Origin of the sequence: Pseudomonas sp. BSw22131, assembly GCF_026810445.1 — a bacterium.
In the GTDB taxonomy this organism is placed as follows: domain Bacteria; phylum Pseudomonadota; class Gammaproteobacteria; order Pseudomonadales; family Pseudomonadaceae; genus Aquipseudomonas; species Aquipseudomonas huanghezhanensis.
In genome coordinates this window covers 2,087,145-2,100,827 of sequence record NZ_CP113949.1, presented here as the reverse complement: position 1 = coordinate 2,100,827, position 13,683 = coordinate 2,087,145, and the positions used below count along the sequence as shown (strand labels likewise).

Genomic DNA, 13,683 nt, shown 5'->3' with positions numbered 1-13,683 from the left:
TTGCCAGCCAATGGTTAGCTGAAGCCTCAAATTCCAAAGGCTATACCTCAATGCAGTTTTGCCATTATTTCCGACGTGATTAACTCAGGGGTTGGTAATTAAACCCTTGATACAAAGCGGACCTTGAGGCCAAAGCACCTTACTTCCCGACAGCCTCGACGACTATTTCAGTGATACCAATCCTGTACGCGTAGCCGACGCCTTAGTCGACAAACTCGACTTGCTCGATCTGGTTTTTGACAGCCTTATACCGGCAGAGACAGGCCGAGCAAACTGAAGCGTGACCAAGCAACTGAGACAGGAAAGTCACCCCGTCGCTTTCGACCAGAAACAGCCGTTGAGATACCGAGCGACATCGTGATGTTTTGCTCAGTCAGCAGTATTAGAAAGATATCGCAGATATCCAGCAATGGTGGGGCCGCCCTCCTCTGACTGATCCTTTGGATGGATTCGCCCCTCGTTCACTGGCACCTCTCCAAAATCAAATGGACTGACCCCTTCCAGGCACGCTGCATTAATCCCATATTGCTTTGGGTTAGACCGGCGCTGATGATGTGTGTATATCCCACACTTTGAGCAGAAATAGTGTTTGGCTTGCAGGGTGTTGAACTGATAGAGCGTAAGCAATTCTTCGCCAGCAGTGACCTCTATGTCCTGGAGCTCTGCTGATACAGCCACGGCGCCCCTCATGCGGCAATAAGAGCAATTACAGCGTCGTGCGGTAGTGAGTCCTTCGGTAAGTCGTACTTTGAGTTGTACCGATCCACAATGACATGAAGCTCGTAAAGGTCTCGCGCTGCTGTCCATTTATTTATCCTTTCTCGATGACTGCCTCTGGTCGATAGCTGTAAATATGGCAATGAAGGCAGCGGGCAGAGCTTATTACAACCGATGCAGAGCGATCGCTCATACCTTCGCTTGATGGATTTGCAAGCCCATTTGCCGATACGGGGCCAACAGCCGATCCGGCACATCGCGAGTAACCACGAGGCCTGTCACTTCTGCGAGTGTGACCACCACATAGGGCGAAGCCGTTTCTATCTTTTCTGCAGAAGCCAGCACCATGGTTTGCGCAGCCGCATGGCATAACGCGCGTTTTATGACCGCTTCCTCGTAATCACCCGTCGTCAGTCCCGCCGTTGGATGAACGCTGCACACCCCCATGAAATAGAGATCGGCACGAACCCGACTGATTGCTTCCAGAGTCGCCGCCCCCGTTCCCACCATTGAGTGCCGGTAAAGCCGGCCGCCGAGCATGATGACTTCAATCTTCACATGCCCGCTGAGCGCTACTGCAATCGCAGGGCAGTGAGTCACTACGGTTGCCTGAAGCGTCAAAGGCAGATGTCGTGCAACCTGGGCACAGGTTGTGCCGCCATCAAGGATCACCACGTGCCCCGGCTGAACCATCTGCGCAGCCATGCGCCCGATCGCTTCTTTTTGCCTCGGCTCGATGGTCTGACGCTGCGTCAAATCACCCATCGCCAGGGAAGCGGGCAAAGCCCCGCCGTGTACCCTCGTCAGCAGTCCGGCTTTGGCCATTTCTCTCAAGTCGCGGCGAATCGTATCTTCGGAAACCCCAAGTTCGACGCTGAGCGGCTTAGCCAACAGTTGGCCGTCCTGCTCCAGCCGTTCAGTTAAAAAATGCTTGCGCTGCTGCGTTAACATGATCAATCCTTTGCATGATATTTCACGATTATGCACGATAATCAATGAATGCCAAGGGGCTGTGATGGACCACTTCAATGTTCGAATTTTAAAGCGCCAGATCCTCTCGGATAACTGGTTCATTCTCCAGAAAGTCGAGTTCGAGTTGCTGCGCCGTGACGGCAGTTGGCAAACCTTAGCCCGTGAAGTCTATGACCGAGGAAACGGGGCCACGATCGGCCTGTACAACCTTGCCAATCGCACCGTTATCCTCATCCGCCAATTCCGCATGCCCGCGTTCGTCAACGGTCACGACGGCTATCTGATCGAGGCCGCCGCCGGTCTGCTGGACAACGCGGGGCCAGAAGAGCGTATTCGGATGGAGGCGGAAGAAGAGACCGGTTACCGCGTCAAATCAGTGCGAAAGGTCTATGAGGCTTTCATGAGCCCAGGGTCGGTCACCGAGCGTCTGCATTTTTTTGTGGGCGAGTACCATGCGCAAGACCGCGTAAATGCAGGAGGGGGCTTGGAGCAGGAAGGGGAAGATATCGAAGTGTTGGAGTTGCCTGTCGATGTCGCCATTGAAATGGTTGAAGACGGGAGAATAATGGACGGCAAAACGATCATTCTCCTGCAGTATCTCCAGCGGCTGATGCCGCCCTCACCTGCCCTGACGCCGCCGCCCTCGGCAAGTCTGATGATTTTGGTCGCAGGTCCTTACAGGGGTGGCACGGATGACGACCCCGATGCCTTGGCCGCCAACGTGCAAGCAATGCAGGAATGCGCGGGCGCGCTGCTTGAGGCAGGGCACTTTGCGCTGGTTGCGGAGTGGGTGGCATTGCCGTTAGTAAAACTTGCGGGCTCCAACCGCATTGGCGATCCTGTGTATGAAGCCCGTTTTCATGAGTATTCCATAAGGCTGCTGGAGCGCTGTGATGCCGTGCTGCGCATCGGTGGCAAGTCTCGGGGTGCAGACTTCATGGTGGAGATCGCTCGCCAGCGTGGGCTGGCGATCTTCCATAGTCTGGATGAGCTGCCAGCGTGCCCTCACCCAACTCCAATACCGGAAGCGTTCCGAAATAATTGAAAGCCAGAGACTTTGCGCTCTTGTGCTGCCCTGTCCACAGATTCACAGTTGCGAACTCGACTTGGGCCAGCAGGGCTTTTTCCGCCAATGCAATGCGCACGTGACGGGGTAAGGAACATCAAACCAATCGTGGATTTTCGGACTAATTTACGCAAAACCATTTTCAGAAAATTTTATATCCAAGCTACGTGACGATTTAATCATGGCAGCACACTCATCAATAGTTACAGGCTTACTAAATAGATAACCCTGTATTTGATCGCAACCATGTTTGACAAGCAGCTCTAGCTGATCGAATGTTTCGACACCTTCCGCAATGACTTCCAGATCCAATTCGTGCGCCAATACTATTACCGCTCTGGTAATAGCCGCGTCCTCATGATTGCTTATTATATCTTTTATGAACATTCTATCGATTTTGAGGGTATCAATAGGAAATCGCTTCAAGTAGGCTAAACTGGAATAGCCCGTTCCGAAGTCATCGACCGAAAGACCGATACCAAACGACTTTATATCTCGAAGTATTTCGACCGCCGATTCGGGATCAATCATTAACACTGATTCGGTAAGCTCGAATTCTAAAAGAGCGGGGTTGATACCGTACTCTTCCAAAATATGCTTGACGATTCTAGCCAGGCCTTTTACCTGAAGCTGCCTGGCTGACAGGTTGATTGCGATCGGTACCACTCTTAAATTTTTCTCTTCCCAGCTTTTTATGGTTTCACAGACTTTGCGGATAACCCATTCGCCTACAGGAATTATCAGCCCAGTGTCCTCAAGCATAGGGATAAAGTCAGCGGGAGAAACCAGGCCTTGTTCTGGATGATTCCACCGCAATAAAGCCTCCAAACCACTTATCCTGCCATCTGTGAGGCTGACCTTTGGCTGAAAATGCAGAATAAACTCATCGCGATCAAGCGCGCCGCGCAATAGCGTTTCAGTTTGCAAGCGCTTGATTGCACTTTCGTTCATCTCGGAATTGTAAAACTTAAAATTATTACGGCCACTTTTTTTCGCATTGTACATGGCTGTATCAGCATTCTTGAGGATAACGCCAGCGTCACTCCCATCAAATGGATAATTAGCGATGCCTACACTCGCTGAAACAAATATATCCTGGCCGCGAAGGTTAAACGGCTTGCCCAACGCTTCAACAACATGGGTCGCAAGAGATTTGATGAAGCTCTCCGAATAAACACGATGTGTGACCACGATCGAAAACTCATCGCCTCCCAACCGCGCAACCATACTATTCTCATCAATGTACGCTTCCAAGCGTCGACTCGCCTGTACAAGCAATTCATCACCTGCAGAATGCCCCATGGTGTCGTTTACGGTTTTGAATCTGTCCAAATCGATGAAGATGACGCTTATTGCATCTGGCGTTGACCCTGACGCTTCACGACTGATTGCCCCGCGCAGGTAATTGTTGAGAAACCAGCGATTAGGCAAATTGGTGAGCGAATCATTTTCGGCCAGATAGGTTAGCTTTTTCTTTGCGTCATCCCTTTCAAGCGCGGCAGCCAATAGGTTTGCCAATGTTTGAATGTAACTAACATCTTCACGTGTAAATGAGTAGTCAGTGCTGGCATAAACTCCAAGAACGCCCTTAAAAACCTCCCTGCAAGATATATCAACCTCTATACCACTTCTAATACCGTAAGCGTCCACTGCATCACCAGGAAGCAACGTGTACATAGTATCAGGCGTATCACGCATATCACGCATATCACGCATATCACGCATATCAGGATTGATGGTAAATCCAGTAGAAGAAGCAATACCTTTCAAAAATTCATTATTATTACCATCACAGATTTCAAAGTTGGTCAACCCAACCTCAGCTTTGAGGATGATCCCGTGACTCGCGCGATCAACGACTAATAAAGCGGCGTTGCTCAATTTCAACCCTTGCGCCGCAGTAAGTGCTGCCAGTTCACCTAGAGCACTGACGTTTTCTTCTGTCAATGCCTGCTGGCCAAACAAGGCGATAAGGTTTTGCCTTCTAGAGTTATCTAGAATCGCGACCTCAAACTCTTTTCGATCTGTAATATCGATATCGATGCAAATATATTTTTCAACGCCGCCCTTGTCATCGAGAATAGGTATGACGGTGCGTCGATGCCATTCCTCCTTACCTGTACGACCTGAGAGCCTGACCTCACCGTTCCAAACCTCCTTTTCAGGTGCCCATTGCCACGGCTGACTGGCTGAAGACATGCCGGTCCAGACTTCATTGATCGTCAACTCTAAAAGCTCAGCTCGCGAATGCTGTGAGCTTGTTACGAATCGGTCGTTAACATAGGTGATACGGCCAGAGGCCAAAACTTCGCAAACTATTGAGACCTCATCCAAGGCATTTTTATGCTGCACCAAGGTATTCATCAACGATTCGATACGCTGGCCAAAATGATTGCGCATACTCGCTGCAGTACGGTTTACCGCTTTTATAGCCTCCTGTATTTCCATCGGAGCATCAGCGACCAACATATCTTCTGCTGCCACAGCGCCTGACGAGATTTCCGCCTCATAAGAATGAAGCTTGCCTAGATGTGCAAGCGAACGCTTGATCATGAACCCCATCAAAATCAGGCTGATAAGTAAAAAAAACACTGCCAATAGCGTAGCCTGTACCACCAGGCTGTAGAGTTCAGAAGCAATTCTCTCGGCATTAAAAGACAGACGCATCACGCCATAATCTTTCCCCCCGATAGTTATCGGACGATTGACATCGAATAACCTGGCAGCGACTTCGGACTCTATCCACGCTGGGGCTCTTCCAAGAGGCGCACTGGGTGCCTGCAGGCGAATGACGCCACCCGACAGGTCAATAAAAATGGCCGACTTGAAAGGCGAGCGAGCCAAGGTTTTTTCGAGGGTTCTTTTGATTGTATCGTAATCGCCAATTACTACACTTTCCTCCACAGCTTGGGCGACAACCTCTATCAGCATGTTAGCGGTGTCTTGTATCTCTTCAATATGCTGGAGCATCTGATTTTTATAAAACAGACCCAGGCCAGTCGTAAGAAAGGCCAGTATCAAAATAGATAACATCCCCAATATTCGCGACGTCAGTGATTTGGGCAGCAGGCTTTTATAGAAATTCACTAACAGCCCCTCCAGCTAAATTTAAAATTATTTACTTACGGTTTGCTGGCAAGCTATTGTAAAAATCACGATAGGAAGCATAATCCGCTTCCGTGGCAGGAATGAAGGTAACAGGGGTCGGTGCATGGACTAACTCGGCCGCCTCAAGAAGAATTTTGCTACCGTAGGCATCATGTTGCATATTAAAGAATGCGCTTGCTACTGCATCAAGTTCTTTTTCAGATACTCGAGGGGATGCCATAAGGGCTAAATCATTGAACGAGGACGAACTCCAAAGTACGCGGAACGACTTACCTTCTCTCTCAGTGTAGCCGCTTACAAGCTGTGAATTGACCCCCATCGCTTGGGCCTTACCACTGAGCAGTTGGCTGAAAGCGCCATCCATGTTTCCTGCAAACACAGTAAAAGTATTTATCCCTTTCTTTACCAACTCTAAGCTTGTGACTTTATAAGCAATGAAAGCTTCTGGTCCCGGATAAACTATTTCCTTGCCTTCTAGTTCCGAAAGGCTGTGGATTGGCGAGTCGGCAGGTACTACGATTTGTCCTTCGAGAGAAGGCGCGTCACGGCGACCAAATACCTTCCAGCCCATCTTCTCGCGCTCGGGGCTAAAAAGATGGTTGGTAAAAGCGAAATCAACTTCTTGCGCGAGTACATAACTTGTTGTATCAGAGGATGTTCGCCCTAACTTCAGAGTGAGATTCACTCCGCTTTTTTCGGACACATACCTTATGATTGGATTCCAAAAACCTGCTGAAAGATTAAGATTATATTGGTTAACAGGCGAGAAATTGTATACTTTAAGATCTTCAGCAACAGCCAAATCTGACAAGACAAAGGACAGCACAATAATTATAGCTTTGCAGTTTAGGCTTAACGTCACTTGCTAACTCCAAATTTATACCAACCTTTCACTGAAAGGTGATTAGAGCTAATTCAAGCTCCTCAAGTTAATATAGTCGGCCGAGGCTCGTGGATCTTAAGCACAGGTTTCATAAATAGTTAACTGCGGTGGATCCAATCCGCACCTCATCACTGACCAAATTAGCGAAGGCCGTTATCCCGTGCCCGTCGGGGATGCACCAGCGGATGGTGCCTAATGAGACGTCAGCGCTGGCGTAGAGCCATTGCGCGGCGCAGTGTTTGACCAGTCGTGGGGTGTGGTCGGCCGTTGGAGGCGAGCGTCAGCGGGCGCTTCCTGGGTTGTGTACGTAAAGTCGGCGAGCGGCGATCAGGCAATGCAAAAAAAGGCGAGGAACGCCTGGGTCGCGTTCGACTTGAGTCGAAGAGGTTTCATCGGCGGATATCCTTTTTTGGCCCAGTGCAGCCAAAAAAGTGAGGGTCCGCCATTGGCCGAAAGCAGCGTAGGCATTAGCCGATTGCCTGGCTATGCTAACACCTCGATACGCTCAGCCACTTGCGCCAGATTTTTTTGTTTTCGCACAACCGTCATCGTGCTAACCATAAAATAGTCTGGATGCCTTTGAAGCAATGCGCAGGGGTAAAGCCGCTAGGCCACTGCCCTGTGAGCTGAAGGGTGACACCAACATATTGCTGAACGGGAGGGCCTGCACGATGCATCTTGAAGACGACTCTTATGTCACGACAGTGCAGGAACTTGAGAGCCTTTATGGCCCAGTTGCCCGCCCGTCATATGTAAAAGAAGTTGATCATATTCATCCCGCCTACAGGCCTTTCATAGAGTCTGCTCCTCTTGCGATTCTTGCCTCCTCCGGCGCTGGTGGACTTGATGCCTCTCCACGCGGCGATCACGCGGGCTTCGTGCACATTGAAGACAGCAAGACGCTCTATTTGCCCGACAGACGCGGTAACAACCGAATCGATACGTTGCGCAATATTGTCGAAGACCCGCGAGTTGCCCTGCTGTTCCTGGTGCCCGGTGTTGGCGAAACGTTGCGTATCAATGGGACTGCCCAGATATCTGTGCAGCCTGAGTTGCTGGCGCGTTTTGCGGTAAACGGCCAACTCCCCAAGTCTGTTCTTCGTATCGCCGTGACGAGCGTGTATTTCCAATGCAGCAGAGCCGTCATCAGGGCTGGGCTTTGGGATGTATCACGTTACGTTCCGCGCAATGCTCTACCGACTGCGGGGCAGATACTCAAAGCGCTGTCTGAAGCTGAAATCGATGGGGATGCCTACGACAGGGACTTGCCTGGGCGTATTGCCGACACGTTGTATTGACGCAATCGACGAATGAAGCACTAAATCGCCTGAGTGTGGAATTCGAACTTATTCAATGGATTGAACGGCTGCTTCTGGCCGAGGCTGTGTAAAAAAGTTTTTCAGCTCGATCGACCAGAAGTGATCATTCAGGACGAGGCAACGTGACTCGTGCCCACCAGCGGGCATACCTGCACGGCTCGTGCGGCCAAGAGAGTGCGCAGACTCTGCATTTGTCCGATGCGCTGATCAAGCAAAGCGATTTTCTCTTCGAATAATTGAGCCAACAGGTCGCTGGAAGCGCCTTCGCTATTCCATAGCAGTGGCAGATTTTCGCCAATCTCTCTTAGCGAAAATCCAAGCTGCTGCGCCAACTTGATATACCCGACCAGTTGTAGCGTCTGTTCGGAATAAAACCGATAGCCGTTGGCAGCGCGATGCGGCTTGATCAGACCTTTCTCTTCATAAAATCTCAGGGCGTCGACTGACACCCCCATCTGCGCTGCCACTTCTCCGATCTTCATGAATATCAATTCTCGCGTTGACTCTGGACCTAACACCAGGCTTTAGCCTGCGGACTCGAATTGTGAGGTCTGACTATGATCAGCGTAACGAGAAATCTACAAATTGTCCGAGTTAGCGCTTTCTACGACTTGGTGGTCACAGCAGGCTTCATGACGCCTTGGACAGCATCGTCGGTTTTCAAAGCCTTCGCCGCCTTGTCCGGCGCGCTGGAGTTGGAGCGAATGGTGCCGACGCTGGACATTAACGCCATGCTTTTCGCCAATCTGCTTGGCAGCCTTGTGGTGGTCTGGTCGCTCTGGCGGCTAACGCAACCGAGCCGCAGCATAGGTTTGTATGATGCACTGGCAAGAATACTGTTCGCTATCTGGCAACTTTACGCGGTAGCCCACGGAGCCAGTTTTCTGATCCTTGGCTTCACGTGTTTGGAGGTGGGATTTGCTGTAGCGCAGATCCTGCCACTAAACGATCTAAGAACGGTTAAAACCAACGCCAGTCGAAAGTGTTCTGGTTGCGGCGCGCTATAAAACGGAACGGCCGTTTTGGGTCCAAAGTGTGTAACAAAGAAATCAGCCCGATCTGTGTCTATTGGCTTCCTTGTCACATAGGTACGATCCACTCCTTTCCTTTGGCTGAGATAATCATGCAACTCACAGGCATTCCGTTCGGCACCACCAATTGGTCGAAAATAGAACCCACTACCCATCCCGGCGAAACCGGCACGGCGCTCTGGCGCACCTGCCATTTCGGCGGAGCAAGAGTCCGAATGGTTGAATACAGCGCGGGCTACCTATCCGATCATTGGTGCAGCAAAGGGCATATCCTGCTGTGTCTGGAGGGTCGGCTGGAGACCGAACTCGATGATGGTCGCACGTTTACGTTGACTGCCGGCATGAGCTATCAGGTGGCCGACAACGCAGAGGCTCACCGGTCGTCAACCGCCACTGGCGCCAAGTTGTTCATCGTGGATTGAGCATTGAAAAGGACGGAATGCTTCCTGCCATTTTCTGAACGTCCTGAATGGCGGCTGCCGGCCAGAAGCACTCACTCCCTTGCGCTCGAAACAGCCCCCTACTGCTTCATTGACGCTCAACGCGCCGCTACATCCACTAATTAATAACCTGAGTTCTCTCTATGCAACGGATTGCAGCCCTTTCAATTTTTGCGGGCATATTTCTTTGCTAGCGTGAGACAAGAACAATCCCAAGCGGTATGTCAGATTTGAATCGAAAGCGTCTTAAGAAAACCGTGATGCCCGCCGATAGCTTTTAGGAATGCCATGGATCTAAGGCGTTTGATCATGCCAGGTAATTCCTCATGCAGATGCGACCCTTCCAAAGCCTACGAGCGAAATTTGCAGTCGTTGTCGCGCTCACCGTGCTGGTCATCACGTGTATTTTCGGCAGTGTCATCGGCGCGTCCGCGATTTCCAGGCACAAGGAACAGACCGGGCATCAGCTGGCGGAATACGCCGCCTCGATGATTGACCGTCTTGATCGTGACATGCACAGCCGCGCCAAGGAACTCAGCGTGCTGAGTGCACTGGAGGCCCTGCGCAATCCGCAGAACGTCGCAGAAGCCCGGAGCCTGCTCAACCACCTCAACGCTCAGTTCCCCAGCTATTCCTGGATTGGCCTCACCGACGCCCAAGGCACGGTTGTCGCTTCGACCGGGCGTCTGCTTGAGGGGCTCAGCATTGCGCACCGGCCCGTGTTCGTGGAGGGGAGGGACAAGACGTTCATAGGTGACGTACACGAAGCAGTGTTGCTCGCAAAGCTCTTACCCAACCCATCGGGTGAAGCCATGAAGTTCGTCGATATCAGCATGCCGATATTGGACAAGACCGGAAACTTCATTGGCGTACTGGGCACTCACCTGTCTTGGCAGTGGGCGGCGGAAATAGGCCGAACCATGTTAGAGCCGTTGAAAAAAAGTCTTCCAGGTGTGGAGTTCCTGGTCATCAGCAAAGACGGTATTGTCTTGCTCGGCCCCAAACAACTGATCGGCAAACCGAGTGAGGCCGGGATTGATAACGAAAGCAACACCCGCTGGACGGTCAGCGAGTGGCAGGATGGAAACACATACGTGGTGGGGGCGGCCAAAAGCACCGGTATTGATGGTTACCCTGGGCTGGGCTGGACCGTCGTTACGCGTCAGCCAGCGGAAGCCGCTTTTGCTGAGGCAAACGGGCTGCGCGTTGAAATATTGCTGTGGGGCAGTCTACTGTCCATCACCTTCGCCATGCTGGGATGGTTCGTGGCGGGCGTCATCACTCGACCACTCAACCAGATTGCCGAGGCGGCCACCCGCCTCTCCGAGGGCGCTGATGTCGACATTCCGCTGGTCAAAGGCAGTCTGGAAGTTGAAAAGCTGAGCATAGTCATTCGGCATCTGGTTGAGAACCTGACGCAAAAGAAGGGCCAGTTGGCGCTTATCAGGGGTGTTGCCTATCGGGACACCGTGACGGGTCTGCCCAACCGTGCTGCGTTGGACAACTACGTCAATAGTCTACAAAAAGAACCCGGTCAGCAGCCTGCCTTCGGCGTGCTATGCCTGGACCTCGATGGCTTCAAATCCGTGAACGATCGCTTTGGTCATGCTGTTGGGGATGCCCTGCTCCATTCAGTCGGCCTGCGTCTGTCAGCCAACGTGCGCGATGGCGATATCGCAGTCCGCCACGGCGGTGACGAGTTCGTTCTGCTGCTGCGGTTGAAGGCCGGCGAATCACTGGGACATGTGCAGAGCGCTGCGCAGCGCATCATCAAAACGATTGCAGAGCCGGTCCCGCTCGCGGGCGCGGTGATCAGGGTTGGCTGTAGCATTGGCGGCGCAGTGTGGACCGAGGGTGATTTCGCTGACGTTTTGGCTAAGGCCGATGAAGCACTTTATCGTGCCAAAAGGGCCGGCAAATCCCAAGCGCAGTTTTATCCGGCTGGCGGACTGGCAGATACCTTGATCAGCGCGACCAGCCCCGAGTCTGTTTAGAACAGCGCCGTGCCGGCCGACGATAGATGAGCGTTTTGGCCGGCCAGTAACTGCCAGAAGCGGACATTCCAGATAATCCAATTCCTGACTTCAAAGGCGGTGAGTTTCAATGTGGAGTTCCTCACTCTCATCCGGAGCCCGAAAGTAGCTAGTGATCAGATCGAACTCCGCATCGGTCGCAGCAAACTCATGTTCAGCGCAGCGGTTGCGAAGATGCAACCTGCCCCGACAGATGTCATCGTCCACCTCGATGTAGTGGACACAATGTGATACCTCGGCTGAGTCAGCCAGGCCACGCAACCGATGTCGATCTTGAGGGGTGTTGGCAGGGAAATCCAAGACCACAGTCACGCCAGCATTCAGTAGATCGATGACGAGTGGGCCTACCACCTCCCGAATCTGGCGTGCCAGGCGCAGATAATCGGTTACTGACTTGATCTGATCAGGGTAAAGCTTCGAGAGCCAATAATCCTCACTCAGCAGAATCGCCGACTGTTTGGCTGCCAAGCGTTTGGCCAGCGTTGATTTACCGGATGCAATCTTGCCTGACATGAGATGAAGCACTGGTTTGGGCATGGGGACGTCTCCTTGTCGAACCGCGATGATGCTTATTGAAAAGCGTGGAAGCAACCAACGACCATTACCGCCCGCTTTGGGTCCAGGCTGTGTAAAAACGTTTTAGAGCAGGTTTGAAGATCAGAACCGGACCGAAAATCGCGCCCCCACGAAAATTTCAGGTCTGCTGACCAACCAAACGCTGACAGATTTTAAGTAGCGACGCGCACTTCAAAATGGTGCATGCGTCTTCACACAGCCTGGACCCGAAGCCGCCACATCACTAAACGCATGTTCCACCAGAACACGATTCGCTAAGTTTCCTTCTCGCTCATTACTCGCCAACCAATCGACACTCATGCAAGTGACGACCGTTCCCACGCTCGCCCGTCATGACATTGATCAACTGCGCGTTAACACCGACGTAGCAGAACTCCGTCAAACCGGGGACAACGTAATCCTCACTGTTAGTGCGAATAACCTAGCAATCACCGTTGGCAAGAAAGCTCACAGGGCTGAATGATAAAACGCTGAGATTTGCCATCTCTCATGATTCCCCCAAACGGGCCAGACAGGGTTTCGCAGACCTACTCTACGGTTAGCACGGCATTGCGCTATTTCACGCTCTGCCGAAGCCAAACAATGAACGCAGCCAGCCTGCCGACTTCCGTTCATAGAAGGGTGCAGTTTGCTTGAGGAAGTAATCACTAAGGCCTGATTCCCCTTCGTGAACGCGGTACAGGTCGACGGGTTCTCCATCCGGAGAGGTGTCCCCGGCAACGTTTCCGGCTTCGCGCATGACCAGTTCAATATCGCCGTCGGCTTCGATGCCCACGATCAGATGAGGCTTTTCATCAGCCGATGCGTCATGCATCAAGGCCAGAAACGCACGCTTCACGTTGCGATGTTTGGCGAGTAATTGTGTGAGCGAGTTGACCATCTTCGACGGATATTGGGACGGTTCTCCAAGCAGCACTTGAGTGTCTTTTTCGACCGTACGCTGCACCGGCTTTTGGCCGATCCCGTCGGATAGCAGATACCGCACTTCCTCCGGTAAAAACTCTTTTGCGTAAGGAGACTTTGGATTGAGGAAAAGAGGGCTGCCCAGCGTTATTTCAAACAGCGATCTGGCCGGGATCTCTATGTAGGATTCTTCTGTCTCTATGGATGCTTGTAGCGTTTGCAACGAAGAAAAAAACGGGATGACCGCGGAGCCGTCGGGCTTTTGCCAATGCGCGATGCTGATGTTGCTGCCAGCCTCAAGGTTGACTTTACCTTCGCCCGTGCCAGCAGTGCCGAGGGCGTAGACAGTGGAGCTCAACAGAGTCTTGAAGAAGTCGGGGCGGTGGGCCGGTTCATCCGCAGCCAGTCTGAGTGATGTTTCGAGGGCGTTTTCTTGCTTGGTATCCATGATTTCCATCGGCAGCTCCATTAAAACAGACAAGAATGAATGGCAAAGCGCGCGCAGTTTTTCACGTGAGTGTGAAAACAGGAAGAACAGGCGGTTGATAAATCTGAACTATTCGGACAGTCACTCAGAAGAGCTCCAGGCCTTTCATTCCAGAGAAATATCCCCTGCATCCAAACTTTTAGCCTCA

The 13,683-nt window shown here is 51.8% G+C and carries 12 protein-coding genes and 2 pseudogenes; 6 read left to right on the top strand and 8 right to left on the bottom strand.

The features are described from left to right. Nucleotides 1-127: 127 nt before the first annotated feature. Nucleotides 128-268 (top strand): annotated as a pseudogene (locus OYW20_RS26170) (hypothetical protein); the annotation flags it as partial. Between the two features lie 101 nt (nucleotides 269-369). Here the strand turns inward: OYW20_RS26170 and OYW20_RS09395 are convergent. Both OYW20_RS09395 and OYW20_RS09390 read right to left on the bottom strand, forming a co-directional pair. Further along, nucleotides 370-807 carry a GFA family protein gene (locus OYW20_RS09395; protein ID WP_268800412.1) on the bottom strand — a complete coding sequence of 146 codons (438 nt, stop codon included), beginning with the start codon at nucleotides 805-807 and terminating at the stop codon, nucleotides 370-372. A gap of 99 nt (nucleotides 808-906) precedes the next feature. Then, complete coding sequence (locus tag OYW20_RS09390) at nucleotides 907-1,668, bottom strand: DeoR/GlpR family DNA-binding transcription regulator (protein WP_268800411.1); 762 nt, start codon at nucleotides 1,666-1,668, stop codon at nucleotides 907-909. A gap of 64 nt (nucleotides 1,669-1,732) precedes the next feature. Here OYW20_RS09390 and OYW20_RS09385 point away from each other — a divergent pair, with 64 nt between their 5' ends. Continuing rightward, nucleotides 1,733-2,734 carry an NUDIX hydrolase gene (locus OYW20_RS09385; RefSeq protein ID WP_268800410.1) on the top strand — a complete coding sequence of 334 codons (1,002 nt, stop codon included), beginning with the start codon at nucleotides 1,733-1,735 and terminating at the stop codon, nucleotides 2,732-2,734. Here OYW20_RS09385 and OYW20_RS09380 read toward each other — a convergent pair. The 3 genes and pseudogenes from OYW20_RS09380 to OYW20_RS09370 form a co-directional block, all read right to left on the bottom strand. Next, nucleotides 2,679-2,881: pseudogene (locus OYW20_RS09380) on the bottom strand (glutathione S-transferase N-terminal domain-containing protein); the annotation flags it as partial. The gene OYW20_RS09385 and the pseudogene OYW20_RS09380 overlap by 56 nt on opposite strands. Continuing rightward, nucleotides 2,882-5,842: a sensor domain-containing protein gene (locus OYW20_RS09375; RefSeq protein ID WP_268800409.1), complete on the bottom strand. Its 2,961-nt coding sequence runs from the start codon at nucleotides 5,840-5,842 to the stop codon at nucleotides 2,882-2,884. A gap of 31 nt (nucleotides 5,843-5,873) precedes the next feature. Next, nucleotides 5,874-6,725, bottom strand: coding sequence for a phosphate/phosphite/phosphonate ABC transporter substrate-binding protein (locus OYW20_RS09370; RefSeq protein ID WP_268800408.1), 852 nt, complete (start codon nucleotides 6,723-6,725; stop codon nucleotides 5,874-5,876). 692 nt (nucleotides 6,726-7,417) lie between these two features. Between OYW20_RS09370 and OYW20_RS09365 the strand changes: the two genes are divergently transcribed. Beyond that, nucleotides 7,418-8,044 (top strand): pyridoxamine 5'-phosphate oxidase family protein, encoded by a 627-nt coding sequence (locus OYW20_RS09365; RefSeq protein WP_268800407.1) that lies wholly within the window; start codon nucleotides 7,418-7,420, stop codon nucleotides 8,042-8,044. Nucleotides 8,045-8,172: 128 nt separating this feature from the next. Here the strand turns inward: OYW20_RS09365 and OYW20_RS09360 are convergent, their stop codons facing one another. After that, the gene (locus tag OYW20_RS09360) at nucleotides 8,173-8,547 is read right to left on the bottom strand and encodes a MerR family transcriptional regulator (protein ID WP_268800406.1); all 375 of its coding nucleotides are present in this window, start codon (nucleotides 8,545-8,547) and stop codon (nucleotides 8,173-8,175) included. 75 nt (nucleotides 8,548-8,622) lie between these two features. Here OYW20_RS09360 and OYW20_RS09355 point away from each other — a divergent pair, with 75 nt between their 5' ends. From OYW20_RS09355 to OYW20_RS09345, 3 genes are all read left to right on the top strand, one after another. Next, entirely contained in the window at nucleotides 8,623-9,072 is a 450-nt protein-coding gene (locus OYW20_RS09355; protein ID WP_268800405.1) for a hypothetical protein, read from the top strand. A 116-nt stretch (nucleotides 9,073-9,188) separates the two neighbouring features. Beyond that, nucleotides 9,189-9,518 carry a DHCW motif cupin fold protein gene (locus tag OYW20_RS09350; protein ID WP_268800404.1) on the top strand — a complete coding sequence of 110 codons (330 nt, stop codon included), beginning with the start codon at nucleotides 9,189-9,191 and terminating at the stop codon, nucleotides 9,516-9,518. A 344-nt stretch (nucleotides 9,519-9,862) separates the two neighbouring features. After that, on the top strand, nucleotides 9,863-11,530 hold the full coding sequence (locus OYW20_RS09345; protein WP_268800403.1) for a sensor domain-containing diguanylate cyclase: 1,668 nt from the start codon (nucleotides 9,863-9,865) through the stop codon (nucleotides 11,528-11,530). Between the two features lie 90 nt (nucleotides 11,531-11,620). Here the strand turns inward: OYW20_RS09345 and OYW20_RS09340 are convergent, their stop codons facing one another. Both OYW20_RS09340 and sseB read right to left on the bottom strand, forming a co-directional pair. Continuing rightward, on the bottom strand, nucleotides 11,621-12,106 hold the full coding sequence (locus OYW20_RS09340) for an AAA family ATPase (protein ID WP_268800402.1): 486 nt from the start codon (nucleotides 12,104-12,106) through the stop codon (nucleotides 11,621-11,623). A 598-nt stretch (nucleotides 12,107-12,704) separates the two neighbouring features. Beyond that, entirely contained in the window at nucleotides 12,705-13,505 is an 801-nt protein-coding gene (sseB, locus tag OYW20_RS09335; protein ID WP_268800401.1) for an enhanced serine sensitivity protein SseB, read from the bottom strand. Nucleotides 13,506-13,683: the final 178 nt, after the last annotated feature.

What these genes read in the sequence shown, in the direction of transcription:
- OYW20_RS09360 (WP_268800406.1), bottom strand. Translation starts at nt 8,547, where the DNA reads ATGAAGATCGGAGAAGTGGCAGCGCAGATGGGGGTGTCAGTCGACGCC.
- OYW20_RS09390 (WP_268800411.1), bottom strand. Translation starts at nt 1,668, where the DNA reads ATGTTAACGCAGCAGCGCAAGCATTTTTTAACTGAACGGCTGGAGCAG.
- OYW20_RS09395 (WP_268800412.1), bottom strand. Translation starts at nt 807, where the DNA reads ATGGACAGCAGCGCGAGACCTTTACGAGCTTCATGTCATTGTGGATCG.
- OYW20_RS09350 (WP_268800404.1), top strand. Translation starts at nt 9,189, where the DNA reads ATGCAACTCACAGGCATTCCGTTCGGCACCACCAATTGGTCGAAAATA.
- OYW20_RS09345 (WP_268800403.1), top strand. Translation starts at nt 9,863, where the DNA reads ATGCAGATGCGACCCTTCCAAAGCCTACGAGCGAAATTTGCAGTCGTT.
- OYW20_RS09385 (WP_268800410.1), top strand. Translation starts at nt 1,733, where the DNA reads ATGGACCACTTCAATGTTCGAATTTTAAAGCGCCAGATCCTCTCGGAT.
- OYW20_RS09340 (WP_268800402.1), bottom strand. Translation starts at nt 12,106, where the DNA reads ATGCCCAAACCAGTGCTTCATCTCATGTCAGGCAAGATTGCATCCGGT.
- OYW20_RS09355 (WP_268800405.1), top strand. Translation starts at nt 8,623, where the DNA reads ATGATCAGCGTAACGAGAAATCTACAAATTGTCCGAGTTAGCGCTTTC.
- sseB (WP_268800401.1), bottom strand. Translation starts at nt 13,505, where the DNA reads ATGGAAATCATGGATACCAAGCAAGAAAACGCCCTCGAAACATCACTC.
- OYW20_RS09365 (WP_268800407.1), top strand. Translation starts at nt 7,418, where the DNA reads ATGCATCTTGAAGACGACTCTTATGTCACGACAGTGCAGGAACTTGAG.